Origin of the sequence: Kitasatospora sp. NPDC088861 (genome assembly GCF_044750105.1) — a bacterium.
Classification (GTDB): Bacteria; Actinomycetota; Actinomycetes; order Streptomycetales; family Streptomycetaceae; genus Kitasatospora.
The window spans coordinates 158,784-185,638 of the sequence record NZ_JBIVJF010000012.1 but is presented as its reverse complement, the minus strand read 5'-3'; the positions used below and the strand labels follow the sequence as shown (position 1 = coordinate 185,638).

Genomic DNA, 26,855 nt, shown 5'->3' with positions numbered 1-26,855 from the left:
CCCCGCTTCGGCCGCCCGCGCGATGCTCGCGCAGGGCGGCCGAAGCGCTGTTCGGACAGCCTTACTTTGCTGGAAATGCGCAGGTCAGACGGTCTACGGTCGGGGCAGACGAATCGAACGGAGGGGAACTGCCGTGAGCGCGACCACCCTGGAGCCCGAGGCCGGGCACCACCCCCGCATACCCGCTGCCGGGCACCACCGGGACGTGAACGGAGGCTGGCTGCGGCCCGCCGTGTTCGGGGCGATGGACGGCCTGGTCTCCAACTTCGCGCTGATGACCGGTGTGGTCGGCGGCTCGGTGTCCAGCGGCACGGTGGTGCTGACCGGGCTCGCCGGGCTGGCGGCCGGCGCCTGCTCGATGGCGGCGGGGGAGTACACCTCGGTGGCCTCGCAGGCCGAGCTGGTGCAGGCCGAGATCGAGGCCGAGCGGCTGGAGCTGAGCCGCAACCCGCACGGCGAGCTGGCCGAGCTGGCGCAGCTGTACATCGCCCGCGGGGTGGAGCCGGACCTCGCCCACGAGGTGGCCCGGCAGCTGTCCGCCAATCCGGACCAGGCCCTGGAGATCCACGCCCGGGAGGAGCTGGGCATCGACCCGAACGACCTGCCGTCACCGTGGGTGGCCGCCGGGTCGTCCTTCGTCTGCTTCGCGGTGGGCGCGCTGCTGCCGCTGCTGCCGTACCTGCTGGGGGCGACCTCGCTGGTGCCGGCGCTGCTGCTGTCGGTGGTGGGGCTGTTCCTGTGCGGCGCGGTGGTGGCGCGGGTGACGGCGCGCAGCTGGTGGTTCAGCGGGCTGCGGCAGCTGGTGCTGGGCGGGGCGGCGGCCGGGGTGACGTACCTGCTGGGGTGGCTGATCGGCGGGCACGTCGGCTAGGCACCGGGGCGCCTGGGCCGTCGGTCGGCGTGTGTGACGACCCGGAGGAGTGCATGACTATGCCGGGAAGTGCGTGACGTTCCGCACACGGCTGCCGGGTGGTGCCTGGCCTAGTCTCACCATTCGGGCCTCGGGGCCGAGGATTCGCATCCGTGGGTGATCCCTCGGGATCGATTCACAGGCGTCCTTGATCGTCCCGTGTGGCGATCGGGTTTCGCCCCTGTTTCAGGCGGCCGACCGCCGGGCACAATCGAGGGGACGCGCATTGTGGCGCGTCCTCTCATTCCCCCCTTGACCTGCGGATCAGTCCGCCATGTGGACGAGATATTCCACTTCCCGGGATCTTGGGCATCATGTAACTTGCACGAAATCGCATCAGGGCCAACGTCGTCCCTCCTTGCACCACACAGCCGAAAGACGACGACGGGAGAGCCGATGCTGCCTGCATCCATGCACTCCGCCAACGAGCCCCAGGCCGGCGCAGCCCGCCAGCCGTACGCGCTCGTTCCGGATGCGCGACCTACCGCTCAGGGCCTGTACGACCCGCGAAACGAGCACGACGCCTGCGGCGTCGGTTTCGTCGCCACGCTGACCGGCATCGCCGACCACACCATCGTCGAACAGGCGCTGACCGTCCTGCGCAACCTGGAGCACCGCGGCGCCACCGGCGCCGAGCCGGACTCCGGTGACGGCGCCGGCATCCTCACCCAGATCCCGGACGCCTTCCTGCGCGGCAAGGTCGACTTCGAGCTCCCCGCCGCCGGCTCCTACGCGGTCGGCATCGCCTTCCTGCCCGACGAGGACGCCGCCGACGCGGACGCCGTCGCCCGGATCGAGGCCATCGCGGCCGAGGAGGACCTCACCGTCCTCGGCTGGCGCGACGTCCCCGTCACCCCGGACCTGCTCGGCGCCACCGCCCGCGGCGTCATGCCGCGCTTCCGGCAGCTCTTCCTCGCCAAGGAGGGCCTGGCCGGGATCGAGCTCGACCGGACCGCCTTCGTCGTCCGCAAGCGCTCCGAGCGCGAGGTCGGGGTCTACTTCCCGTCGCTGTCCGCGCGCACCATCGTCTACAAGGGCATGCTGACCACCGGCCAGCTGGAGCCCTTCTTCCCCGACCTGTCGGACCGCTCCTACGCCTCCGCCGTCGGCCTGGTGCACTCGCGCTTCTCCACCAACACCTTCCCGAGCTGGCCGCTCGCCCACCCGTACCGCTTCGTCGCCCACAACGGCGAGATCAACACGGTCAAGGGCAACCGCAACTGGATGAGCGCCCGCGAGTCCCAGCTCGCCACCGACCTCATCCCCGCCGACCGCAACGGCCGGGGCCTGGAGCGGATCTTCCCGGTCTGCACCCCGGAGCACTCCGACTCCGCCTCCTTCGACGAGGTCCTGGAGCTGCTCCACCTCGGCGGCCGCTCGCTGCCGCACTCGGTGCTGATGATGATCCCGGAGGCGTGGGAGAACCACGCCACCATGGACCCGGCCCGCCGCGCCTTCTACCAGTACCACTCCAACCTGATGGAGCCCTGGGACGGCCCGGCCTGCGTCACCTTCACCGACGGCACCCAGATCGGCGCCGTGCTCGACCGCAACGGCCTGCGCCCGGCCCGCTACTGGATCACCGAGGACGGCCTCGTCGTCCTCTCCTCCGAGGTCGGCGTGCTCGACATCGACCAGGAGAAGGTCGCCAAGAAGGGCCGCCTCCAGCCCGGCCGGATGTTCCTCGTCGACACCGCCGAGGGCCGCATCGTCGGGGACGAGGAGATCAAGTCCTCCCTCGCCGCCGAGCACCCCTACGCGGAGTGGGTCGCCGCCGGGCAGATCCAGCTCGCCAAGCTGCCCGAGCGCGAGCACATCTTCCACACCCACGCCTCGGTCACCCGCCGCCAGCAGACCTTCGGCTACACCGAGGAGGAGCTGCGGGTCATCCTCGCGCCGATGGCCAAGACCGGCGGCGAGGCGCTCGGCTCGATGGGCACCGACTCGCCGATCGCCGCGCTCAGCGAGAAGCCGCGCCTGCTCTTCGACTACTTCGTCCAGCTCTTCGCGCAGGTCACCAACCCGCCGCTGGACGCCATCCGCGAGGAGCTCGTCACCTCGCTGCTCAGCAACCTCGGCCCCGAGGGCAACCTGCTGGCCGCCGAGGCCGCCGCCTGCCGCTCGGTCGGCATCACCTTCCCGGTGATCGACAACGACGAGCTGGCCAAGCTCGTCCACATCAACCACGACGGCGACCAGCCCGGCCTCAAGGCCGTCACGCTCTCCGGCCTCTACAAGGTCGCCGCCGGCGGCCAGGGCCTGGCCGCCCGGCTGGCCGAGATCGCCGCCGAGGCCGACGCCGCGATCGCCGACGGCGCCCGGATCGTCGTGCTCTCCGACCGGCACTCCGACGCCGAGCACGCCCCGATCCCCTCGCTGCTGCTCACCTCCGCGATCCACCACCACCTCATCCGCACCAAGCAGCGCACCCAGGTGTCGCTGCTGGTCGAGGCCGGCGACGTCCGCGAGGTGCACCACGTCGCGCTGCTGATCGGCTACGGCGCCGGCGCCGTCAACCCGTACCTGGCCATGGAGTCCGTCGAGGACCTCGTCGCCCAGAAGGTGTTCATCCAGGGCGTCGAGCCCGAGAAGGCCATCAAGAACCTGATCAAGGCGCTCGGCAAGGGCGTGCTCAAGGTCATGTCCAAGATGGGCATCTCGACCGTCGCCTCCTACCGCGGCGCCCAGGTCTTCGAGGCCATCGGCCTCTCCCAGGAGCTGGTCGACGGCTACTTCGCCGGCACCACCACCAAGCTCGGCGGCATCGGCCTGGAGGAGCTCGCCAAGGAGACCGCCGCCCGCCACGCCAAGGCCTACCCGGCCTCCGGCATCCCGGCCGCGCACCGCGCGCTGGAGATCGGCGGCGAGTACCAGTGGCGCCGCGAGGGCGAACCGCACCTGTTCGACCCGGACACCGTCTTCCGGCTCCAGCACTCCACCCGCAACCGCCGGTACGACATCTTCAAGCAGTACACGGACCGGGTGAACGAGCAGTCCACCCGCCTGATGACGCTGCGCGGCCTGTTCCAGCTGGACGCCCTCGGCCGGACCCCGATCCCGGTCGAGGAGGTCGAGCCGGTCTCCGAGATCGTCAAGCGCTTCTCCACCGGCGCCATGTCGTACGGCTCCATCTCCCTGGAGGCGCACGAGACCCTCGCCATCGCGATGAACCGCCTCGGCGGCAAGTCCAACACCGGCGAGGGCGGCGAGGACCCGGACCGCCTGTACGACCCGCAGCGCCGCTCGGCCATCAAGCAGGTCGCCTCCGGCCGCTTCGGCGTCACCTCCGAGTACCTGGTCAACGCCGACGACATCCAGATCAAGATGGCCCAGGGCGCCAAGCCCGGCGAGGGCGGCCAGCTGCCCGGCCACAAGGTCTACCCGTGGGTCGCCAAGACCCGGCACTCCACCCCGGGTGTCGGCCTGATCTCGCCGCCGCCGCACCACGACATCTACTCGATCGAGGACCTGGCGCAGCTCATCCACGACCTCAAGAACGCCAACCCGGCCGCCCGCATCCACGTGAAGCTGGTGTCCGAGGTCGGCGTCGGCACGGTCGCCGCGGGCGTCTCCAAGGCGCACGCCGACGTGGTGCTGGTCTCCGGGCACGACGGCGGTACCGGCGCCTCCCCGCTGACCTCGCTGAAGCACGCGGGCGGCCCCTGGGAGCTCGGCCTCGCCGAGACCCAGCAGACCCTGCTGCTCAACGGCCTGCGCGACCGCATCGTCGTGCAGACCGACGGCCAGCTCAAGACCGGCCGCGACGTCGTCATCGCCGCGCTGCTCGGCGCCGAGGAGTTCGGCTTCGCCACCGCGCCGCTGGTCGTCTCCGGCTGCATCATGATGCGCGTCTGCCACCTGGACACCTGCCCGGTCGGCGTCGCCACCCAGAACCCGGTGCTGCGCGAGCGCTTCTCCGGCAAGCCCGAGTTCGTGGTCAACTTCTTCGAGTTCATCGCCGAGGAGGTTCGGGAGATCCTCGCCGAGCTGGGCTTCCGCACGATCGAGGAGGCCGTCGGCCACGCCGAGCACATCAACGCCGCCGCCGCCGTCGACCACTGGAAGGCCGCCGGGCTCGACCTGGCCCCGCTCTTCCACGTCCCGCAGCTGCCCGAGGGCGCGGCCCGCCACCGCACCACCTCCCAGGACCACGCGCTCGACAAGGCCCTGGACAACCAGCTGATCACGCTCGCCGAGGACGCCCTGGAGCGCGGCGAGACCGTCCGCATCCAGCTGCCGATCCGCAACGTCAACCGCACCGTCGGCACCATGCTCGGCCACGAGGTGACCAAGCGCTACCGCGGCGAGGGCCTGCCCGAGGGCACCATCGACGTCACCTTCACCGGCTCCGCCGGGCAGTCCTTCGGCGCCTTCGTGCCGCGCGGCGTGACCCTGCGGCTGGAGGGCGACGCCAACGACTACGTCGGCAAGGGCCTCTCCGGCGGTGTCGTGATCGTCCGCCCGGCCCGCGACGCCGCGGCCATCGGCAACGACGCGCAGAACCACGTCATCGCCGGCAACACCATCGGCTACGGCGCCACCTCCGGCCGGATCCACCTGCGCGGCAAGGCCGGCGAGCGCTTCGCCGTCCGCAACTCCGGCGCCACCCTGGTCGTCGAGGGCGTGGGCGACCACGGCCTGGAGTACATGACCGGCGGCCGGGTCGTCATCCTCGGCGAGACCGGGCGCAACCTGGCGGCCGGCATGTCCGGCGGCATCGCCTACGTCCTGGACCTGCGTCCCGCGAACGTCAACGACGGCCTGGTGGGCATCGAGGCCCCCTCCGCCGCCGACCGCGACTGGCTGCGCGAGACCGTGCAGCAGCACTACGAGGAGACCGGCTCCACCGTCGCCGCCGAACTCCTGGCCGACTGGGGCAGCGGGGTCTCCCGCTTCTCCACGATCATGCCGACCGACTACAAGGCAGTGCTCGCCGCCAAGGACGCCGCTGAGCGCGATGGCCTCTCCGAGGCCGAGACCACTCGCAAGATGATGGAGGCGGCTAATGGCTGACCCCAAGGGCTTCCTGACCACGCCCAAGCAGCTGGCCGAGCGGCGCCCCGTCGACGTGCGCCTGCGGGACTGGAACGAGGTCTACGTCGAGCGCAGCCTCCTGCCGATCATCACCGAGCAGGCCGGCCGCTGCATGGACTGCGGCATCCCGTTCTGCCACAACGGCTGCCCGCTCGGGAACCTCATCCCCGAGTGGAACGACCTCGCCTACCGGGACGACTTCGTCGGCGCGATCGAGCGGCTGCACGCGACCAACAACTTCCCGGAGTTCACCGGCCGCCTCTGCCCGGCGCCCTGCGAGTCGGCCTGCGTGCTCGGCATCAACCAGGACGCGGTGACCATCAAGAACGTCGAGGTCACCATCATCGACAAGGCCTGGGACCGCGGCGGCGTCACGCCGCAGGTCCCGGAGCGGCTGTCCGGCAAGACCGTCGCCGTCGTCGGCTCCGGCCCGGCCGGCCTGGCCGTCGCCCAGCAGCTCACCCGGGCCGGGCACACCGTCGTCGTGTACGAGCGCGCCGACCGCGTCGGCGGCCTGCTGCGCTACGGCATCCCCGAGTTCAAGATGGAGAAGCGCCACATCAACCGCCGCGTCGAGCAGATGCGCGCGGAGGGCACCCGCTTCCGCACCGGCGTGCACGTCGGCGAGGACATCACCGGCCAGCAGCTGCGCGAGCGCTTCGACGCCGTCGTCGTCGCCGCCGGCGCCACCACCGCGCGCGACCTGGCGGTGCCCGGGCGCGAGCTCAAGGGCGTCCACCAGGCCATGGAGTACCTGCCGCTGGCCAACAAGGTGCAGGAGGGCGACTTCGTCGAGTCGCCGATCAGCGCCAAGGGCAAGCACGTCGTCGTCATCGGCGGCGGCGACACCGGCGCCGACTGCGTCGGCACCGCCCACCGCCAGGGCGCGGCCTCCGTCACCCAGCTGGAGATCATGCCGCGGCCCTCCGAGGAGCGCCCCGGCCACCAGCCCTGGCCGACCATGCCGATGACCTACAAGGTCACCTCCGCGCACGAGGAGGGCGGCGAGCGGATCTACTCCGTGAACACCACCCACTTCACCGGCTCCGCCCCCGAAGAGGGACAGACGGTCGGCAACGTCCAGGAGCTGCACCTCGTCGAGGTCGAGTTCAAGGACGGCCGCTTCGAGCCCGTCCCCGGCACCGAGCGGGCCATCCCGGCGCAGCTCGTCACCCTGGCCATGGGCTTCACCGGCACCGACGTCCGCAACGGCCTGGTCGAGCAGCTCGGCGTGGACCTGGACGCGCGCGGTAACATTGGCCGCGACGGCCGGTTCGCCACCAATGTCGATGGCGTGTACGTCTGCGGAGACGCCGGCCGCGGTCAGTCGCTGATCGTCTGGGCCATCGCGGAAGGCCGCTCGGCCGCAGCCGCGGTGGACAAGTACCTCGGCGGCAAGACCCCACTGCCGGCCCCGATCCGTCCCACCGACCGCCCGCTGGTCGTCTGACGGGCCGACCGGCCCCCCTGAACCCCCGGTGCCGCATCGCCGGGAGCTCAACCCGCTGCCCCCGCCAGCGTCGCCGGGCCAACGCGGTCTCCTGGCGCCTGCCCTCTTCCCCGACCAGTTGGAGGGCGGGCGCCGTCGCGTTCCCCCGGGCGGTCCGCCGCCTTACCCCGAAGATGGCAGGCCCGTCAAGGGCCGTGTCAACTCTCAGACATTTCCCAGGACTTGGGTCTACCGTAGGCCCGTTCCGGACGCCGCGTGGGAGGGCCTGACCGGACGGACTGTTGTTCGTCGGTACCAGGTGGCAGACTGCCGCCGACGGCCGGGGGGCTGCTGCGCGAGTGCGGAGGTTGACGCGATGAGCACGACTCAGACAAGCGGAGGCGCCACGGTACGGCGACTGCTGCTCGGCACCCAGCTGCGCAAGCTCCGCGAGGCCAGGGGCGTCAGTCGCGAGGAGGCCGGCTACTCGATCCGCGCCTCCGAGTCCAAGATCAGCCGGATGGAACTCGGCCGGGTCGGCTTCAAGGAACGCGACGTCGCCGACCTGCTCACCCTGTACGGCGTCGAGGCCGAGCAGGAGCGCGCCACCGTCCTCGGACTCGTCCGGGACGCCAACGCCACCTCCTGGTGGCACGAGTACGGCGACGTGCTGCCCGCCTGGTTCCAGAACTACGTCGGCCTGGAAGAAGCCGTCGCCGAGATCCGCAGCTACGAGGTCCAGTTCGTCCACGGGCTGCTCCAGACCGCCGACTACGCCCGCGCCGTCATCGCCGCCGGCGGCCACGTCACCGACCCCGGCGAGATCGAACGCCGCGTCGAGGTCCGGCTCAAACGCCAGGCCCTGCTCACCGCCGAGAGCGGCCCCCGCCTGCTCGCGATCCTCGACGAGGCCGCGCTGCGCCGCCCCTGGGGCGGCCCCGAGCTGATGCGCAACCAGATCGACCGGCTGCTGGAACTCGGCGAACTGCCCAACGTCCGGCTCCGGGTGCTGCCGCTGGGCTGCGCCGGACTGAGCGCCGAGAGCGGCGCCTTCACCGTGCTCGGCTTCGCCGAACCCGAACTCGCCGACGTCGTCTACGTCGAACAGTTCACCACCGCGCTCTACCTCGACAAGCCGGCCGAGGTCGCCGAGTACCGCCACGCCATGGAAGGGCTGCTCGCCGACAGCCTCGACCCCGAACAGACCCGGCAGCTCCTGTACTCCGTACGCCAAGAGCTCTGAGACGTCAGTACGATGATGCCCAATCAGACCGGGCCGTAGCGGCTCGCCCGCCGACGTTCCCCGAACCGGCACGAGAGGGATCAGATGTCGTACTTCTCCGAGTTGGCGCTGCAGTACATCGACGGCGAATGGTGCAGCGGCAGCGGCTCCTGGGACATCGTCGACGTCGACCCCTACACCGGCGACAAGCTCGCCACCATCACCGTCGCCACCATCGCCGAGGTCGACCGGGCCTACCGGGCCGCCGAGCGGGCCCAGAAGCAGTGGGCCGCCACCACCCCCTACGCCCGCCGGCTCGTCTTCGAACGCGTGCTGCGCCTGATCGAGGAACGCGAGGAGGAGATCACCCGCGCCATCATGGCCGAGCTCGGCGGCACCGCGCTCAAGGCCGCCTTCGAGCTCTCCCTGGTCAAGGACATGCTGCGGGACTGCCTGCGGGTGTCCCTGGGCCTGGAGGGCCGGCTGCTGCCCTCGATCACGCAGGGCCAGGAGAACCGCCTCTACCGGCTGCCGGTCGGCGTCGTCGGCGTGATCAGCCCGTTCAACTTCCCGCTGTACCTCTCGATCAAGGCCGTCGCCCCCGCCCTCGCACTCGGCAACGGCGTGGTGCTCAAGCCGCACCAGGAGACCCCGATCGTCGGCGGCACCCTGATCGCCCGGCTCTTCGAGGAGGCGGGCCTGCCGGCCGGGCTGTTCAACGTCGTGGTCACCGACATCGCCGAGATCGGCGACGCCTTCATCGAGCACCCGGTGCCCAAGGTCATCGCCTTCACCGGCTCCGACCGGATCGGCCGGCACGTCGCCACCGTCGCCGCCGCCAACTTCAAGCGCACCGTGCTCGAACTCGGCGGCAACAGCGCGCTGATCGTGCTCGACGACGCCGACCTCGACTACGCCGTGGACGCCGCCGTGTTCAGCCGCTTCGCCCACCAGGGCCAGGTCTGCATGGCCGCCAACCGCATCCTCGTCGACCGCTCCGTCGAGGCCGAGTTCACCGCCAAGTTCGTCGCGAAGGTCTCCTCGCTCACCGTCGGCGACCCCAAGGACCCGGCCACCCAGATCGGCCCGCTGATCAACCCCGTCCAGGCCGACACCATCACCGCCCAGGTCGACCAGGCCATCGCCGCCGGCGCCACCGCACTGCTGCGCGGCACCACGGTCGGCAGCCTGATGGAGCCCGTCGTCCTCACCGGGCTGGCCGAGGACGCGCCGATCCTCCAACGCGAACTCTTCGGCCCGGTCGTCCTCGTGGTGCCCTTCGACGGCGAGGACGAGGCCGTCCGGCTCGCCAACGACAGCCCCTTCGGGCTCAGCGGCGCGGTGCACACCGGCGACGTCGAGCGCGGCGTCCGGGTCGCGCACCGGATCGAGACCGGCATGATCCACGTCAACGGCGGGACCATCGCCGACGAGCCGGCGGTGCCGTTCGGCGGGGAGAAGAACTCCGGCATCGGGCGGCTCAACGGGGAGTCCACGGTGGACGCGTTCACCACCGTGAAGTGGATCTCCGTCCAGCACGGGCGCACCGCCTTCCCGTTCTGAGCGGTGCCGTTCCGGGCGTTTCTGTTCCGGGTGTTTCTGTTCTGACGGTGCCGCCTCGGGCGGTGCGGGTCGCCCGGCGGCAGCCGCCGGGCGACCTGATCGGTCAGGCCGGGTAACGGATGAGACCGTCGGTGGCGAGCTCGAAGCCGAAGGGGGCGGGGATCGGCACCCGGTCGCCGAAGCTGCCGGTCCAGCGTTGGCGGTAGGCGCCGTCGGAGGGCTCGGAGTAGAGGGTGATGTCGCCCTTGCGCGGATCGATCAGCAGGTACAGCGGGATCCGCATCTGCGGGTAGTCGCGCACCTTGCCGACCAGGTCGTTCTCCGGGTTCGACGGCGAGACGATCTCCACCGCGATCGCCGCCTCCTCGGCCGGCACCTCGTTGCCGCCCAGTTCGACGACCGAGATCGGGATGTAGGTCAGGTCGGGGTTGCGCAGCTTGCCCACGTTCGGCGACGCCAGATCGGTGTTCTCGCTCGGCATCAGGTCGGACGGGCGGCGCGCGTCGAACTGCTCGCGGATGAGCAGCAGGTTGCGCTGGTGGATCACCGATGGGCCGGCCATCATGATGATCTCGTCGCCGGAGATCTCGATCTTCCACCCGGCCGGAGGCGTCAGGCTCTGCGCGTAGGCCAGCAGCCGCGCGTGGCGCTCTGGGATCTGGAACTCGCTCATGGCCCCATTCTTCCACTGCGAACAGCACGAAGGCCGTCGGCGCGGGACGGTTCGTCCCGCGCCGACGGCCTTCGGATGAGGTGCTCAGAACACCGGCTGGCCGGCGCGCACCAGGCGCCAGGAGTCGGTGAAGAAGTCTGCCGGGTCGATGACGCCCTTGGCCTTCACCCAGGCGATCATCGTGTTGCGGATCTCGTCCGAGTTCGACCAGACCAGCTTGGCCTGCGCCACGTGCGGGAAGTTGCCGCCGCCGTTGGCACGGTAGTTGTTGACCGCCAGGACGAACTGCGCGGCCGGGTCGATCGGCTTGCCCTGGAACGACAGGTTGACGATCCGCTGCCCCTTCGGCTGCGCGATGTCGATGTCGTAGCTCAGCCCGTACAGCGAGTCGTAGTTGTAGTCCGGCGTGGTCTCCGCGCCGGTCAGCGCGTCCTTGTCGACCGGCGCGCCCGGGGCCAGCTGGTTGTAGTACTTGGCCGAGAACTCCAGGTAGTCCTTCAGCTGCGCGCCCGTCAGGACGCGTGCCTCCAGCGTGTTCTCGTAGATGTACAGACCCGCCGCGTCGCGCAGCTTCACCTGGCCCGCCGGGATCAGCGCCGTCCGGTTGAACGGCGCCGCCTGCGCCAGCACCGGCAGGTTGGCGTACTGCCCGCCCGCCAGCGCCGCCTTCACCGCGTCCGCCTGCACCCGGCCGATCAGGTCGATGATCGGGGTCGCCCGGAACCGCGCCTCGGCGATCGACAGATCCGTCTTGCAGGTGCCGATCTGCTGGTTGACGTACGCCACGACCTTCTTGTGCTGCTCGGTCAGCGCGTCCACGATCTCCGGGTTCTCCGGCACGGTGTTGGAGTTCAGCACCCGCGAGGACACCGAGAGGACCTTCCACGCGCCGTCGGCGAACTCGACGTCGAAGTCGAAGCAGCTCAGGCGCTGGCCCCAGCACAGCGGCTCGGAGAGCACCACGGTCCTGCCGGTCTTCTTGTTGACGATCAGCCGCTGCGCCACCTCCTTGTGGGTGTGGCCCACCAGCACCGCGTCGATGCCCGGAACGGTCTCGGCCATCTCGCCGGAGGCGTCCTCGGGCCAGGGCAGCTGGTCGCCGTAGGTGGTCGGCTCGTCGATGCCGGAGTGGGCGGAGACGACGATGACGTCCGCGCCCGCGGCCTTCATCCGGGGCACGTACTTGGCGGCCGTCTCGACGATGCCCGGGAAGACCATCTTGCCGGTGACGTTGGCCTTGTCCCAGATCGCGATGCCCGGGTTGGTGAGGCCGAGGATGCCGACCTTCAGAGGGGTGTCCTCGTCCAGCCACACCTCCTTGATCACGTACGGCTTGAAGGCCGGCTTCTCGTTCTTCGCGTGCAGCGCGTTGGCGCCCAGCAGCGGGAACTCCAGCTGGTCCTCGAAGGCCTTCACGGTGGGGATGCCGTAGTTGAACTCGTGGTTGCCGAGCGCGGCGGCGTCGTAGCCCATGAGGTTCATGGCGACGGCCATGGGGTGGTCGGGCACGTTGTCGCCGTCGGTGGCGATCGGCTCGATCCGGGCGTAGTAGTAGGTCAGCTGGGTGCCCTGGATGATGTCGCCGGAGTCGATCAGCAGGCAGCGGTCCCAGCCCTTCTCCTCGCGGACCTGGTTGGCCAGGGTGGAGATCTTGGCGAGGCCGACGTCGTTGTGCGCCTTGTCGGCGTACACGGCGTCGGTGAAGTAGTCCCAGTTGAGCACCCGGCCGTGCAGGTCGGTGGTGCCCATGACGGTGAAGGCCTGCTTGCGGCCCTTGCGCTTGCCCTTGGCGGCCGCCGGAGCCGGCTCGGCGGCCACGGCGGCGGGGGCGGCGGCGACGACTGCTCCGCCGGTCAGGGCGGCGCCGGCTGCGGTGGCGGCGGACCGGGTGACGAAGTCACGGCGGTTCAGGGGCATGGACGACTCTCCCGGGTGGGGACTGACGGGCCGATGGTCCGTCAACTGGTGTTCGGGTGGCGTGCCGAAGCGCATCGACGCGCGTAGAAGGACGCGCGTAGAAGTGTGCCGTGCGGGCCCGGCCGGTGGATAGCCCTCCGACGTTTCCAGCAGGTGAGATCTTGGCGACTCGTTCGTGACGGGGGTGCGCGGAGGGCGGGGTGGTAAGGGGACCCGGCCGGGCCCTGTCCGGTTTCCTCGGGGGCAGGACCCTCGGGGGCAGGACGCTCAGTTCAGGTCCGCGACCAGTCGGCGCACCTCGCGGCCGAGCTCCGCCTCCGGATCCGGGGCGGCCGGCCCCGCCCACGGCCGCCAGGTCAGCGCCCGCAGGTAGCCGGCCACCGCCACCGGCAGCCGGTGCCGCACGATCTCCTCGGGCACCGGCCCCGGCTCCGCCGAGCGCAGCGCCGCCAGCAGGCCCGCCACACCGGCCGAATCCGGCAGCGGCACCGTGGCCAGGTAGTCGGCCAGCGCGGCGAGCTCGGGATCGGGTCGCGGTGCGGGCTCCGGCGCGGGCTCCGGGTCCGGCCTGGGCGTCGACGTGGAAGCCGTCGACGGCCCCGACGGCCCCGACGGCAGCGGCGGCACCAGCGGATCGACGGGCAGGACGACGGGCGGCACGACGGGCGGGTCCGTCCGCGCGCCCGGCGTCAGCAGCGCGCCCGCCCCGTACAGCCCCGCCACCACCGCCGGCCACCACGCCCCGCCCAGCCCGGCGAAGTGCAGCCCCAGTCCCACCGCGCCGCCCCCGCAGCCGACCAGGTTCCGGGCCGACTCCAGGTACCGCAGCACCCGCCGGCCGAACCCGTCACTGGTAGCCACGAATCTCCTCGAACACCCCGTCCAGCGAACCCGACCCGTCGAACAGCTTGCCGCCGCTCACGTCCGCGATCCCCTGCAGCTGGCTCACCGCCGCCTCCCCGAACTTGATCGGGAACACCGGGATCGACTTCTGCCCGGCCGGCAGCCCGTCGTGGAACCGCTTGAAGTCGCCGTCCGAAGCCCCCTCGTTGCTCTCCCCGTCGGTCATCAGCACGATCGACGTGAACCGGTCGTCCCCCGCCGCCGACTGCTGCCGGTCGATCACCCGGTACGCCTCCTCCAGCGAGTCGTACAGCGCCGTACCCCCCGACGCCGCCAGCGACTGCACGTCCGCGTCGATCGACGCCAGCTCCGTCTCCGGGCCCGGCTTGCTCCCCGAGGCCGGCACCGCGTGCGTCCTCGCCCACTTCACCTTCGACGCGAAGGAGATCAGCGTCACCTCCTCGCGGTCCCGGAACCGGCGCACCGCCCGGGTGTCGTCCGCCCCCGTCAACCGGCCCAGCGCCGACTTCAGCGCCGAGATCCGCGAACCCTCCATCGACCCCGAGGTGTCCAGCACGTACACCGTCCGCGACGGCCGCCGCAGCTCGTTCTGGTACGAGGCCAGCAGCCCGTCCGCCACCGCCCGGCTCCCCGGGAACGGCAGCTCCCGGCGCCGGTCCGCCGGCAGCCCGGCCGCCGGCGACACCCCCGGCGCCACCGGGCGGCGCAGCGTCACCTCGGAGATCCGTTTCTGCACGTCCTCCTTCAACAGGTACGCCGTCAACCGCTGGAAGGAGTCCCGCTCCCGCTGCGCGGACGAGGACAGCAGCGACAGCGGATAGTCCGCCGACACCACCCCGTCCACCGGGCGGATCACCGTCAACTGCTGGTCCGCCGCCAGCGACTTGTTCATCGACAGCAGCACCGACTCGTAGTTCACCAGCGCCCCGACCTTGCCCGGCTCCGCCCGGGTGTAGGCCTGCGCCAGCCAGCCCGAGGAGCCCGACGTCAGCTTCTGGCCGGTGAAGAACTGCTTCAACTGCGGCGCCGCCTTCTGCACGTCCCCCTCGGTCAGCGCCGCCCCCGCACCCGAGAACGCCGAGGCCACCGCCACCAGCGTCGAGAAGCCCGAGTTCGACCGGGACGGGTCCGCCATCCCGTACGCCAGCTTCCCGGCCGACGCCGCATCCCCGACCTGCGCCCAGGAGACCTTCGAACCGTCCCCCCAGCCGAGCTCGTTGAGGACCGAGGACCGCACCCCCACCGCCACCGGCGACACCATCACCGGCGTCTCCGACAGCACCTTCGACTTCCCCGCGTCATCCAGTCGCAGGTACTGGTTGGACGGGAACCACACCGCGTCGTACTTGCCGTCCGCCCGGCCCGAGGACACCGCGTCCGCGCCGTCCAGCGAGCCCGTCCAGGAGAACTGCACCGTCACCCCGGTCGCCTTCCTGGCGTCCTCCAGGATCGGCGCCAGGTCCTGCAACTCGCTGCCGGCCAGCACCCGCAGCACCCCCGGCTGCGCCGTCGTGGCCGGCGGGTCGGACGGCTTCGGGCCCGGCGGGGTGGAGGTGCAGGCGGCGGCCGCCAGCAGGGTCGCCAGCGCGGCGACCGGCCAACTGTGCTTATTCATCCGGGAGTTCACTGAGCCTTCCCCTTGGCGGCCTTGATCAGCCTGGTCAGGATGTCGGGCACGGGAATCTGCGGCTGGTTGACCTTCGCCGCCGCGAGATTGGGCGCCAGGACCGGGGTCTTGCCCTTCACCAGCGCGGCGAAGGCGTCCGGGTCGTCCTGCGGGCGGAAGCCGAACTTCGCCTCCAGCCGACGAAGTTCGGCGTTGTCGTGCAGCTGGGCGGCCAGCCGCCGGCCGTTCGGCGTGCGGCCGACGATGGTGTGGTCGGTGTAGATGGTGGTGTCCGGGTACAGCACCACCATGTCGCCGGTCGACTCGCCCTTCAGCACCATCGCGGCGGCCTGCGACTCGTACGCGAGCACCAGCGGATTGCCGACCCCGGCCAGGAAGGCCTTGAACGGCTCGTCGCTGCTGCTCTTCTGGCCGCCCTGGATCGCCGTCGCCGTGCGCAGCACGTCCTTGGTGGCGTCGATCCCGGCCTGGTCGTAGACCACCTGGCGGTTGTTCAGCAGGTACGACAGCAGGGCGATGTGCAGCGCCCCCGAGGAGGACGTCTCAGGGTCGGTGGTGGTGAGGAACACCGGGCCCTTCAACTCCGCGTGCTCGGTCGCGCCCGCGAGGTCCGGCCAGGTGCGGCCGGCCTTCAGCGCGGCCAGGTAGGCGTCCATCCGGAACGTCCACAGCCCGGTGGAATGGTCCAGGGTGGCCAGGCCGTTGCCCATCAGGACGTCCGCCACCGGGCGGTGCGCGAGGATCACCAGCGGCGAGTAGAACGGCTGGACCGGGACCTCCTTGATGTTCCAGTCCACGCGCAGCTTGTCGGCCGGTGGCTGACTGGCCGGGAACGCGAAGTCCTTCGCGTCGCCGTCCATCAGCCAGGAGCCGATGCTCTCCGCGTTCACCTTCATGCCCTGCTTGGCCAACTCGGCGACGACCTGCGGATCCTGGAAGAAGTCGCGCTTCTCCGAACCGATCAGGCCGGAGACGGTGACGATGTCGCCGCCCGGGTCGTCCTGCGGGATCAGCGCGTACGTCACCCCGCCCAGCAGGGCCAACGCCGCCAACACCCCCAGAGTGCGTCTCATGCCGAACGCCTCCCCCTCGTCCGCTACGTCGTCCGGGTGGTCACCCGGGGGTGACGAGCGTCCCGCCGGGCGGGGAGCGGCGGCCGAACCGACGGTGAACCAAGGGTGAACACCCCTTCACGGGTTCGCATCGGAAGGCCGGACGGCGACGGCACCCGGGCAGCTGCTCGCACACCGGTCCGAGGATGTGTCAGATTGTTCAACTCGCCTTACGGCAAAGGTCATCCCGCCGTCCGGACCCGCGTCGTGGTTACGCGCCGGTAATGCCTACCCTCAGCAGTATGCGCCGAGCAAAAATCGTCTGCACCCTCGGGCCGGCCACCGACTCGTACGACCAGATCAAATCCCTGGTCGACGCCGGAATGGACATCGCCCGTTTCAACCTCAGCCACGGAACCCACGACGAGCACGAGGAACGCTACCGCCGCGTCCGCAAGGCCGCCGACGAGAGCGGCCGCAGCGTCGGCATCCTCGTCGACCTTCAAGGCCCGAAGATCCGGCTCGACACCTTCGCCCACGGCCCCGTACTTCTCGAACGCGGCGACGAGTTCACCATCTCCACCGACAACGGCGTCGTCGGAGACAAGGACATCTGCGGCACCACCTACCCCGGCCTCGCCGCCGACGTCACCCGCGGCGAACGCATCCTCGTCGACGACGGCCGGGTCACCCTGGAGGTCGTCGAGGTCGACGGGCCGCGCGTGCGCTGCCTCGTCATCGAAGGCGGCCTCGTCTCCGACCACAAGGGCCTCAACCTCCCCGGCGTCGCCGTCTCCGTCCCCGCACTCAGCGACAAGGACGTCGCCGACCTGCGGTGGGGCCTGCGCACCGGCGCCGACCTGATCGCGCTCTCCTTCGTCCGCAGCGGCCGCGACATCGAGGACGTCCACCGGATCATGGCCGAGGAGGGGCGCCTCGTCCCCGTCATCGCCAAGATCGAGAAGCCGCAGGCGGTCGACAACCTGGAATCCATCGTCGACGCCTTCGACGGCATCATGGTGGCCCGCGGCGACCTGGGCGTGGAGATGCCCCTCGAACAGGTCCCGCTCGTCCAGAAGCGCGCCGTCAAACTCGCCAAGCGCAACGCCAAGCCGGTCATCGTCGCCACCCAGATGCTCGACTCGATGATCAACGCCTCCCGGCCCACCCGGGCCGAGGCCTCCGACGTCGCCAACGCCGTCCTCGACGGGACCGACGCCGTGATGCTCTCCGGCGAGACCTCCGTCGGCAAGTACCCCGTCGAGACCGTCAAGACCATGAGCCGCATCATCGAGGCCGCCGAAACCGACATCCTCGCCGCCGGACTGCCGCCCCTGACCACCGGCAACAAGCCGCGCACCCAGGGCGGCGCCGTCGCCCGCGCGGCCGCCGAGATCGGCGACTTCCTGCACGCCAAGTACCTCATCGCCTTCACCCAGTCCGGCGACACCGCACGCCGGCTGACCCGCTACCGCTCGCCCATCCCCGTCCTCGCCTTCACCTACGAACCCGCCGTCCGCAGCCAACTCGCCCTCACCTGGGGCGTCGAGACCTTCCTCGGACCCTTCGCCCCCACCACCGACCAGATGGTCGAACAGGTCGACGCGGCCCTCCTGTCGCTCGGCCGCTGCCAGAAGGGCGACATCGTCGTCATCACCGCCGGCTCCCCGCCCGGCCTCGCCGGCTCCACCAACCTCGTCCGCGTCCACCACGTGGGGACCCTGGACAACTGACCGGAGTCCGAACGGTCATTCGTGGGCGGCATCCCTCATCCGGAGGGATGTCGCCCGCCGGTCCTCGGATCCGGGCGAGGCGGCCCTGGCGGCTCCATAACATTCGTGTTATGACTTGGGGAGAGGTGGAGCTCGAGCCGGAGGTCCGGGACTGGATTCTCGGACTGGGCCACGACGGTCAGGAAACGGTGACGTTCTACGTCGACCTGCTCGCCGCCCGCGGCCCCCTGCTCGGGGAACCGCACACCAGGCAATTGGACGGCAAGCTCCGGGAGCTGCGCTTCCACCTGGACGAGCTGGACATGCGCATCACCTACTGGATCGCGTCCGGCAGGAGGATCATCCTGCTGACCGTGTTCCGTAAGACGCGGATGCGGGAGACGGCGGAGGTCGACCGGGCGAGGCGGGCGCTGCGTCGCTGCGTGGCCGAGCAGCACACGGCTGACGAGGACGAGGAGTGGGCGAGATGAGCGAACGCACGTCCTGGCGTGCTCTGCGCGAGGAGATCCTGAACCGACCGGGGGCGGGCGCGGCCTACGAGGCGGCCCGGATCCGATTCGAACTCGGGGAGGCCGTCCGCCTGCGCCGTGAGGCGCTCGGCATGACCCAGACCCAGTTGTCCGCGGCGGCTGGTATGCAGCAGCCTGCCGTGGCCCGCTTCGAGGCGGGCGGAACGATGCCGACCATCGTGGTGCTGGAACGGCTCGCGGCGGCGCTGGGCATGCGGCTCACTGTCGAGTTGGAGCCCTTGGAGAGGGCGAGCTGAGCCGGGTGCACGGGTGGAATGCAGGTGATTCCGGGAGTATCCGTCGTGATGAAGGCCGGACGAATGAGGGCGTTGCGTAGGGTGCCGGGTGCGGGATTCGAACCCGCAAGCCCTCTCGGGCAGATGTGTTTGAGACATCCGTGTATGCCGTTCCACCAACCCGGCGGGGCCAGTCCCGACAGAGCATACCGGCTGTGTGCGGGCAGCTGCTGCTAGGTACCCTCATTTATTGCAGTACCCCGCCGGAACTAGGAGCCCCGTGAGCACCGCCGACGAGCAGGCACAGCCGCTTGAGACCGATTCGCCCCAGATCACCCGGATTGTGATCGCCGAGGATGAGGCGCTGATCCGCCTCGACCTCAAGGAGATGCTCGAAGAGGAGGGGTACACCGTCGTCGGTGAGGCCGGGGACGGGGCCACGGCGGTGAAGCTGGTGGAGGAGCTTCGGCCGGACCTCGCGATCTTCGATGTGAAGATGCCGGTGCTGGACGGGCTCTCCGCCGCCGAGCAGATCCACGAGAAGCACCTGGCGCCGGTTCTGATGCTGACGGCGTTCTCGCAGCGGGAGCTGGTGGACCGGGCGCGGGACGCCGGGGCGATGGCGTACATCGTGAAGCCGTTCAGCAAGGCGGATCTGGTGCCGGCGATCGAGATGGCGGTGTCGCGGTACACCGAGATGCGGACGCTGGAGGAGGAGATCGCGGATCTCACCCAGCGGCTGGAGACCCGGAAGCTGGTGGACCGGGCGAAGGGCGTGCTGCAGACGAAGTTCGGGCTGAACGAGCCGGCGGCGTTCCGGTGGATCCAGAAGACGTCGATGGACCGTCGGATGACGATGGCCGCGGTGGCCGAGGCAGTCATCGAGGAGGGCGCGGCCCAGGACCGCAAGAAGGCGGACGAGGACGCGTCCGAGTAGACGGACGCGAGGAGGGCCCGGCGGATCTCGTCTGCCGGGCCCTCCGTGCGTGGAGGCGTGGAGGTATCAGTCCTCGCCGAGGTAGGCCTTGCGGACGGACTCGTCGTGCAGGAGGTCGGCGCCCGTCCCGGAGAGGACGATGCGGCCGGTCTCCATGACGTAGCCGCGGTCGGAGAGGGAGAGGGCGGCCTGGGCGTTCTGTTCGACGAGCAGGATGGTCGTGCCGGCGGCCTTGAGCTCGATGATGGTCGCCATGATCTTCTGCATCATCAGCGGCGACAGGCCCATGGACGGCTCGTCGAGCATGAGCAGTTTGGGCTGGGACATCAGGGCCCGCCCCATGGCGAGCATCTGCTGTTCGCCGCCGGAGAGGGTGCCGGCGGCCTGGCGGCGGCGTTCTCCGAGGATGGGGAAGAGGTCGTAGGCGCGGTCGACGTCGGCGGTGATGCCGGCGGTGTCGGTGCGCAGGAAGGCGCCGAGGAGGAGGTTCTCCTCGATGGTCATGCGGGGGAAGATGTGCCGGCCTTCGGGGGAGTGGGCGAGGCCGAGGGCGACGATCTTGTGCGCGGGGACGGTGGTGAGGTCCTGGCCGTCGAAGGCGATGCGTCCGGCGGTGGGTTTGAGGAGCCCGGAGAGGGTGCGCAGGGTGGTGGTCTTGCCGGCGCCGTTGGTGCCGATGAGGGTGGTGACCTCGCCCTGGTTGACGGTGAAGCTGATGCCCTTGACGGCTTCGATCTTGCCGTAGGCGACGCGGAGGTCCTCGACCTCGAGGAGTGCGGTCACTGGTCGGTCTCCGTAACGGTCTCCGCGACTGCGGGGGTGGTGCCTTCGAGCGGGGCGCCGAGGTAGGCGGTGATGACGCGTTCGTCGTTCTGGACGGTTTCGCGGTCGCCTTCGACGATCTTCTGGCCCTGGACGAGGACGGCGGTGCGGTCGCAGAGGTTGAAGATGAAGCGCATGTCGTGCTCGATGACGAGGATCGAGACGCCCTGGTCGCGGATGGCGAAGACGAGTTCCTCGGCCGCGCGGGTCTCCTGGGGGTTCATGCCGGCGGTGGGTTCGTCGAGCAGCAGGAGGCCGGGGTCGGAGGCGAGGGCGCGGGCGATCTCCAGCTTGCGCTGTTCGCCGTAGGGGAGGTTGCGGGCGAGGTGGTCGGCCTTGTCGGCGAGGCCGGTGAAGGCGAGGAGTTCCATGGCCTTCTCGCGGCTCTCGTTTTCGGCGCGGTGGTAGCCGGGGCCGCGGAGGATGGCGGAGAAGATGCCTTCCTTGGTGCGGGTGTGGCGGCCGACGAGGACGTTCTCCAGGACGGTCATGTTGGCGAAGAGCCGGATGTTCTGGAAGGTGCGGGCGATGCCGGCCTGGGTGACGAGGTGGGGCTTGGGCGGCAGGAGGGTGCCGCGGTAGCGGACGGCGCCCTCGGTGGGGACGTAGAGGCCGGTGAGGCAGTTGAAGAAGGTGGTCTTGCCGGCGCCGTTGGGGCCGATGAGGCCGATGATCTCGCCTTCGCCGACGGTGAGGCTGACGTCGTTGACGGCGGTGAGGCCGCCGAAGCGCATGGTGACGCCGGTGACTTCGAGCAGGGGTGTGGCGGTGGTGGTCATCTGGGTGGTCACGCCCCTGCCTTGGTGAGTGCGGCGCCGTCGCCGGCGGGCTGGGCCGGGATGGCGGCCTCGTGGAACTCCAGTTGGCGGCGCCGGTTGGGGATGAGGCCCTCGGGGCGGACGCGCATCAGGATGATGAGGGCGGCGCCGAAGGCGAGCAGCTGGTAGTCGGAGAGGAATTCGAGCTTCTTGGGGATGAGGAAGAGGAGGGTGGCGCCGGCGAGGGGCCCGCTGATGGTGCCCATGCCGCCGAGGATGACGGCGGCGAGCAGGAACGCGGAGTTGGGCGGGAGGGCCTCGGCGAAGGTGTACTGGTCGGGGGTGACGGTGTAGCTGACGTGGGCCTGGACGGTGCCGGCGAGGCCGGCGAGGCAGGCGCCGAGGGCGAAGGCGAGGAGCTTGAGGCGGAAGCCGTTGATGCCCATGGCCTCGGCGGCGGTCTCGTCCTCGCGGATGGCGACCCAGGCGCGGCCGATGCGGGAGTTGCCGACCCGGGCGAAGACGAGCACGACCAGGGCGGTGACGAGGAGCATCAGCAGGTAGTAGTTGGAGAAGCGGCCGAGCTCGATGCCGGCGACGGTGTGCGGCTTGCCGAGGTCGAAGCCGAGGATCTCCAGGTCGGGGATCCGGGGGATGCCGTTGGAGCCGTTGGTGACCTTGGGGCCGGTGGTGCCGTTGAGGTTGAGCATGGTGATGCGGAAGATCTCGCCGAAGCCGAGGGTGACGATGGCGAGGTAGTCGCCGCGCAGGCGCAGCGTGGGGGCGCCGATGAGGACGCCGAAGACCATGGAGACGGCGGCGCCGGTGAGCATCGCGGCCCAGAACGGGAACTGGACGTGGATGGGGGAGGCGGGGGAGCCGGAGACCAGGGCGGCGGCGTAGGCGCCGACGCCGAGGAAGGCGACGTAGCCGAGGTCGAGCAGGCCGGCGAGGCCGACGACGATGTTGAGGCCGAGGGCGACGGTGGCGAAGATCAGGATGTTGGTGGCGACGGACGTGTACTGGTCGCTCGTCTGGGTGAAGGGGAAGCTGGCGGCGGCGGCGAAGGCGGCGCCGGTGGTGACGGGGCGGTGCTTGACGGTCAGGGCGCGCAGCCGGGCGAGCAGGCCGGACCGGGTGAGGGCGGGGACGACGAGGGCGGCGAGCAGCAGGTAGCCGATGAAGAGTTCGCCGTACTCGGTGTCGATGCCGAAGGTGATCGTGAACAGTCCGAGGCCGAAGGCCAGGACGATGATCAGGACTTCGGCCCAGGAGGGGAGTTGGCGCGGCGCGGGCAGGGGCCGGTCGACGGTGCCCAGGCGCAGCCAGGTGTGGGCGAGGTGGCCGAGCTGGAGCAGCAGGACGACGCCGGCGGCGATGGCGAGGGCTCCCGCGAGGGCGGTCATCACGGGGGCGACGGGCTGGTCGCCGGGGATGGCGTGGGCGGCGAACCAGCCGGCGGGGGCGACGGGGACGAGCAGGAAGAGGCGCTTGTCGAGGATGCGCAGCGGGACGCGGGTGCGCCGGTCGAGGGGGAGGCCGAGGGCGCCGAGGACGGTGAGGAGGCCGCCGGCGGCGAGGATCCAGCCGCCGGCTTCGAGGTTGGCGAGGCCGCCGAGTTCGGTGGCGATGGCGGCGACGGAGAAGACGCTGACGGCGAGGGCGCCGGTGGCGGTGTAGAGGACGGCGTTGTGGCTGCGGGTGGGGGTGGCCCAGCGCAGGCCGGGGGTGCCGTGGGTGGCGAGGAGCAGGAGGAGGGTGAGGAGTCCGGCGGCGAGGGCGAGCCATTGGAGGCCGGCGGGTGAGCCGGTGTAGGTGAGGTCGCCGGGGAAGTCGGAGGTCCAGGTCCAGGGGAGGGCGGCGGAGGCGGCGGTGGTGAGGGCGCCGAGGCCGGTGAGGGCGGTGGCGGCGCGGGCCGGCAGGGGGATGACCGGGGTGGTTTCGGTGGTGGTGGTCATGGTGGTCACGCCCTGTCCGCGACGCGCTCGCCGAGCAGGCCCTGGGGCCGGACGAGGAGCACGAGGATGAGGAGTACGAAGGCCCAGACGTCCTTCCAGGCGCCGCCTCCGAAGAGGTGCATGCCGGGGAGGTGCTGGATGTAGCCGGTGGCGAGGCTTTCGGCGAGGCCGAGGGCGATGCCGCCGAGCATGGCTCCGTAGATGTTGCCGATGCCGCCGAGGACGGCGGCGGTGAAGGCCTTGAGGCCGAGGATGAAGCCCATGCGGAAGTCGACCTGGCCGCTGCGCAGTCCGTAGGCGACGGCGGCGACGGCGGCGAACGCGGCGCCGATGGCGAAGGCCATGACGATGATGCGGTCGGTGTCGATGCCCATGAGCTTGGCGGTGTCGGGGTCCTGGCTGGTGGCCTGCATGGCGCGGCCGGAGCGGGTGCGGGTGACGAACCAGCCGAGGGCGAGCATGCACAGCGGGGCGGCGATGAGCAGGAAGAGGTCGCTGCGCTGGATGGTGACGGAGCCGAGGCTGAAGGGGTCGCCGGGGATCTTGGGGAAGACCCGGGCCTTCTTGGCGTCGGGGTAGAAGGAGAAGACGAGTTGCTGGAGGAAGATGGACAGCCCGATCGCGGTGATGAGGGGGGCGAGTCGGGGGGCGTTGCGCAGGGGCCGGTAGGCGAAGCGCTCGGCGGCGACGGCGGTGAGGGTGGAGACCAGGATGCCGGCGATCAGCATGAGCGGCAGGGCCAGCCACAGGGTGGTGCCGCCGGGGAGGGCGAGGTAGGCGGTCAGGGCGCCGAAGCCGCCGACCATGACGATCTCGCCGTGGGCGAAGTTGATGAGCTGGACGATGCCGTAGACCATCGTGTAGCCGATCGCGACGAGTCCGTAGAGGGCGCCGAGGATCAGGCCGTTGGCCAGCTGCTGCGGTAGGTCGTGCACCGCTGGGCCTCCGTAGTGCGTTCGGGGTTGTCCGCGTGGGTGGTGGATGTGGGGGCGCGCGGGGGCACTCGTGGCGCCCCCGCGCGCTGTGCTGCTGGAAGGTGGTGCGGGCCGGCTCAGCGGTTGAGGTTCAGCCGTCGAGGGCTGAGCCGCTGGAGGCCCAGCTGTCGAGGGCTCAGCCGTTGAAGGCCCAGCCGCTGGAGGTTCAGCCGCTGGAGGTTCAGCCGTTGAAGGTGCCGGTCTTCTCCACGGTCCACTTGCCGTCCTTGACGGTGTAGACGGTGAGTTGCTTGTTGGTGGTGTCGCCGAACTCGTCGAAGGAGACCTTGCCGGTGACGCCGTCGAAGGAGACCTTCTGGACGGCGTCGACGACGGCGGCGCGCGGGTTGGCGGGCAGCTTGCCGTTGTTGGCGGCGGCGACGGCCTTGACGGCCTGGATGATGGCCCAGCCGCTGTCGTAGGAGTAGCCGCCGTAGGTCTCGTAGGGGTCCTTGTAGCCGGCGGCCTTGTAGTCGGCGATGAACTTGGCGGCGGTGGGGAGTTGTTCGACGGCGCCGCCGACGGCGGTGGCGTAGTCGCCGGCGCTCTTGGGGTTGAGCTTGATGAAGTCGGCGCTCTGCATGCCGTCGCCGCCCATCAGCGGGATGTTGACGCCGGCGTCCTTGAGCTGGAGGGAGAGCGGGCCGGCGGCGGGGTACTCGCCGCCGTAGTAGACGGCTTCGGCGCCGGAGGTCTTGACCTTGGTGACGATGGCGGAGAAGTCGCGGTCGTCGGGGTTGACGTGCTCCTCGCCGACGATGTTGCCGCCCTGCTTGGTGAATTCGGCCTTGAAGGTGGCGGCGAGGCCGGCGCCGTAGGTCTTCTGGTCGTCGATGAGGAAGACCTTGGACTTCTTGGCGTCCTTGGCGAGGAACTGGGCGGCGAAGGGGCCCTGGACGGCGTCGGTGGTGGCGGTGCGGAAGTAGGTCTTGAAGGGGCGCTTCTTCTCGCCGGTGACCCACTTCTCGCCCTGGCTGAGGGCGACGCCGGTGTTGGCGGGGGAGATCTCGACGAGGTTGGCGTCGTTGAAGATCTGCTGCATCGACTGGGCGACGCTGGAGTTGAGCGGGCCGACGACGCCGAGGACGCTGTTGTCGGCGACGAGCTGGGTGGCGTTCTGCTGGCCGGGGCCGGGCTTGGCGGTGTCGTCGAGGGCCTTGACCTGGAACTTGACGCCGGGGACCTCGTTCTGCTCGTTGGCCTTCTTGACCGCGAGGTCGACGGAGTTGCGGATGCCGATGCCGATGGCGGAGAGGTCGCCGGTGAGCGGGGCGTCGATGCCGATGGTGACGGTGGTGGCGGAGCCGCTGTTGCCGCTGCCTCCGTCGGCGGACTTCTTGTCGTCGCGGGAGCCGCACGCGCTGAGGCTCAGGGCGCCGATCACGGCAATGCTCACGACAATTGCGGAACGGTGACGCACGAGGGTCCCCTTCGGTTCGGGAGGCGCCGCGCCTGAGTTGGCGGGAGCCGGGATGCGCGGAGGGCCGGGCCCAATCCGTTGGCGCGGTGACTGGCCGTGACTCTAGATGCCTCTGGGCGACTCGGGCAGTGGTGTGGCGAGGCTGTGATTCTCTTGTTATGAGCACACAGAGCAGTTGTCTCAGCATGTGGTCGTTTTGGCGCGACCGATCCGCCGATGTAGGGCGTTTAGGGGCTGTTGGGGCGATGTAAGGGCCAGAAATGGGGGTTGCAGCTGGCCTGGTCGATAGTCGGACACCTGTGTCCGATTCACTTGTTCCGGTCATGCTCGTCCGGATTTCGGACAGCGAGGGCATGGCGAAGGAACTCCGGGCCGCCTGCGAGCCTCGGAGCGGGCCATTGCTCGGATTTCCTACTTGTTACGTAGCGTTACCTGCGCGGATTCCGGGCATGCTGCCGCGTCGGCCGCGCCCGGACATGCCGCCGCCCCCTTGTCCAGACCAACGCCTGCCCAGGGTGGCGGAAGGTCAAACAAGGGGGCGGTCAAGGGATTTGATGATCCGTCGGCACCGGGAAGGGTCCCGGCGCGGGGTCAGAGGTCGCGCAGCATGCAGGTCAGCCGGCAGCTGGTGACCCGCTTGCCGGTGTCGTCGGTGATCGCGATCTCGTACGTGGCGGCGGTGCGGCCCTTGAACACCGCCGTCGCCACCCCGGTGACCAGCCCGGAGGTGGCCGAGCGGTGGTGGGTGGCGTTGAGGTCCACCCCGACCGCGTACCGGCCGGGGCCCGCGTGCAGCATCGCGCCGATCGAGCCCAGCGTCTCGGCCAGCGCCGCCGACGCGCCGCCGTGCAGCAGCCCGTACGGCTGCTGGTTGCCCTCCACCGGCATGGTGCCGACCACCCGGTCGCCGGAGGCCTCGACGATCCGGATGCCGAGCTTCTCGCCGAGGGCGCCGCCGGAGAAGGTCTGCGGGTCGACGCCGAGCTTGGCGAAGTGGTCCAGCACGTCCTGCGGGACCTTCAGGACGGGGGCCGCGTCGGGGGCCGCGTCGGTCATGGGGAACTCCTGCCGCTCGGGGATCGTCATCGTGCTGCCTGTGATCGTACGACCGTCCTACTCGGCGGTAGCGGCCGTGTCCGGGGTCGGGGCGTGTCAACGGACGCCCCGGGCACGGCGGCCCCCGGCGCGCCCCCGCCGCCCGCGCCCCGCGCCCGATC

General features: G+C 70.5%; 20 protein-coding genes and 1 tRNA gene. 9 read left to right on the top strand and 12 right to left on the bottom strand.

The genetic code is table 11. The annotated features are described in order from the left end of the window. Window positions 1–148: 148 nt before the first annotated feature. From ACIP37_RS21675 to ACIP37_RS21655, 5 genes are all read left to right on the top strand, one after another. Window positions 149–871, top strand: coding sequence for a VIT1/CCC1 transporter family protein (locus ACIP37_RS21675; RefSeq protein ID WP_363583022.1), 723 nt, complete (start codon window positions 149–151; stop codon window positions 869–871). A gap of 450 nt (window positions 872–1,321) precedes the next feature. Next, window positions 1,322–5,923 carry a glutamate synthase large subunit gene (gene gltB / locus ACIP37_RS21670; RefSeq protein ID WP_400812013.1) on the top strand — a complete coding sequence of 1,534 codons (4,602 nt, stop codon included), beginning with the start codon at window positions 1,322–1,324 and terminating at the stop codon, window positions 5,921–5,923. After that, window positions 5,916–7,394 (top strand): glutamate synthase subunit beta, encoded by a 1,479-nt coding sequence (locus tag ACIP37_RS21665; RefSeq protein ID WP_363582788.1) that lies wholly within the window; start codon window positions 5,916–5,918, stop codon window positions 7,392–7,394. The genes gltB and ACIP37_RS21665 overlap by 8 nt, the downstream gene beginning before the upstream one ends. Before the next feature lie 355 nt (window positions 7,395–7,749). After that, on the top strand, window positions 7,750–8,616 hold the full coding sequence (locus tag ACIP37_RS21660) for a helix-turn-helix transcriptional regulator (RefSeq protein WP_363368552.1): 867 nt from the start codon (window positions 7,750–7,752) through the stop codon (window positions 8,614–8,616). Between the two features lie 84 nt (window positions 8,617–8,700). Continuing rightward, a complete protein-coding gene (locus ACIP37_RS21655) occupies window positions 8,701–10,158 on the top strand; it encodes an aldehyde dehydrogenase family protein (RefSeq protein ID WP_363582786.1) in 1,458 nt (485 codons plus the stop codon). A gap of 103 nt (window positions 10,159–10,261) precedes the next feature. On the opposite strand, the gene ACIP37_RS21650 is transcribed toward ACIP37_RS21655, so the two are convergent. From ACIP37_RS21650 to ACIP37_RS21630, 5 genes are all read right to left on the bottom strand, one after another. Then, entirely contained in the window at window positions 10,262–10,831 is a 570-nt protein-coding gene (locus ACIP37_RS21650) for a Uma2 family endonuclease (protein ID WP_363633378.1), read from the bottom strand. 84 nt (window positions 10,832–10,915) lie between these two features. After that, window positions 10,916–12,748 carry a 5'-nucleotidase C-terminal domain-containing protein gene (locus ACIP37_RS21645; protein WP_363588921.1) on the bottom strand — a complete coding sequence of 611 codons (1,833 nt, stop codon included), beginning with the start codon at window positions 12,746–12,748 and terminating at the stop codon, window positions 10,916–10,918. Between the two features lie 267 nt (window positions 12,749–13,015). Next, entirely contained in the window at window positions 13,016–13,609 is a 594-nt protein-coding gene (locus tag ACIP37_RS21640) for a hypothetical protein (protein ID WP_400812000.1), read from the bottom strand. Beyond that, window positions 13,596–15,227, bottom strand: a complete 1,632-nt coding sequence (locus tag ACIP37_RS21635; RefSeq protein WP_400812002.1) for a VWA domain-containing protein — start codon at window positions 15,225–15,227, stop codon at window positions 13,596–13,598. Before ACIP37_RS21635 ends, ACIP37_RS21640 begins: the two co-directional genes overlap by 14 nt. Before the next feature lie 8 nt (window positions 15,228–15,235). Beyond that, window positions 15,236–16,312, bottom strand: coding sequence for a hypothetical protein (locus ACIP37_RS21630; protein ID WP_063347154.1), 1,077 nt, complete (start codon window positions 16,310–16,312; stop codon window positions 15,236–15,238). 281 nt (window positions 16,313–16,593) lie between these two features. Between ACIP37_RS21630 and pyk the strand changes: the two genes are divergently transcribed. The 3 genes from pyk to ACIP37_RS21615 all read left to right on the top strand — a co-directional run bounded on the left by pyk (window position 16,594) and on the right by ACIP37_RS21615 (window position 18,790). Continuing rightward, window positions 16,594–18,024 (top strand): pyruvate kinase, encoded by a 1,431-nt coding sequence (pyk, locus tag ACIP37_RS21625; protein ID WP_363588915.1) that lies wholly within the window; start codon window positions 16,594–16,596, stop codon window positions 18,022–18,024. 110 nt (window positions 18,025–18,134) lie between these two features. Beyond that, window positions 18,135–18,494 carry a type II toxin-antitoxin system RelE/ParE family toxin gene (locus tag ACIP37_RS21620; protein WP_363588913.1) on the top strand — a complete coding sequence of 120 codons (360 nt, stop codon included), beginning with the start codon at window positions 18,135–18,137 and terminating at the stop codon, window positions 18,492–18,494. Beyond that, complete coding sequence (locus ACIP37_RS21615) at window positions 18,491–18,790, top strand: helix-turn-helix transcriptional regulator (protein ID WP_350881736.1); 300 nt, start codon at window positions 18,491–18,493, stop codon at window positions 18,788–18,790. Before ACIP37_RS21620 ends, ACIP37_RS21615 begins: the two co-directional genes overlap by 4 nt. 82 nt (window positions 18,791–18,872) lie before the next feature. Here the strand turns inward: ACIP37_RS21615 and ACIP37_RS21610 are convergent. Continuing rightward, window positions 18,873–18,955, bottom strand: a tRNA-Leu gene (locus ACIP37_RS21610). Window positions 18,956–19,049: 94 nt separating this feature from the next. On the opposite strand from ACIP37_RS21610, the gene ACIP37_RS21605 reads away from it, so the two are divergent. Beyond that, window positions 19,050–19,706 carry an ANTAR domain-containing response regulator gene (locus ACIP37_RS21605; RefSeq protein WP_063347151.1) on the top strand — a complete coding sequence of 219 codons (657 nt, stop codon included), beginning with the start codon at window positions 19,050–19,052 and terminating at the stop codon, window positions 19,704–19,706. Between the two features lie 66 nt (window positions 19,707–19,772). Here ACIP37_RS21605 and ACIP37_RS21600 read toward each other — a convergent pair whose 3' ends face one another. The 6 genes from ACIP37_RS21600 to ACIP37_RS21575 form a co-directional block, all read right to left on the bottom strand. Beyond that, window positions 19,773–20,489, bottom strand: coding sequence for an ABC transporter ATP-binding protein (locus ACIP37_RS21600; RefSeq protein WP_350881732.1), 717 nt, complete (start codon window positions 20,487–20,489; stop codon window positions 19,773–19,775). After that, the gene (locus ACIP37_RS21595; RefSeq protein WP_363588927.1) at window positions 20,486–21,307 is read right to left on the bottom strand and encodes an ABC transporter ATP-binding protein; all 822 of its coding nucleotides are present in this window, start codon (window positions 21,305–21,307) and stop codon (window positions 20,486–20,488) included. The genes ACIP37_RS21600 and ACIP37_RS21595 overlap by 4 nt, the downstream gene beginning before the upstream one ends. Before the next feature lie 8 nt (window positions 21,308–21,315). Continuing rightward, window positions 21,316–23,244, bottom strand: a complete 1,929-nt coding sequence (locus ACIP37_RS21590) for a branched-chain amino acid ABC transporter permease (RefSeq protein WP_400812015.1) — start codon at window positions 23,242–23,244, stop codon at window positions 21,316–21,318. A 5-nt stretch (window positions 23,245–23,249) separates the two neighbouring features. Further along, window positions 23,250–24,179 (bottom strand): branched-chain amino acid ABC transporter permease, encoded by a 930-nt coding sequence (locus tag ACIP37_RS21585; RefSeq protein WP_063347149.1) that lies wholly within the window; start codon window positions 24,177–24,179, stop codon window positions 23,250–23,252. Window positions 24,180–24,399: 220 nt separating this feature from the next. Beyond that, window positions 24,400–25,638: a branched-chain amino acid ABC transporter substrate-binding protein gene (locus ACIP37_RS21580; protein WP_363588910.1), complete on the bottom strand. Its 1,239-nt coding sequence runs from the start codon at window positions 25,636–25,638 to the stop codon at window positions 24,400–24,402. A gap of 591 nt (window positions 25,639–26,229) precedes the next feature. After that, entirely contained in the window at window positions 26,230–26,694 is a 465-nt protein-coding gene (locus tag ACIP37_RS21575; protein WP_363368771.1) for a hotdog fold thioesterase, read from the bottom strand. Between the last annotated feature and the right edge of the window lie 161 nt (window positions 26,695–26,855).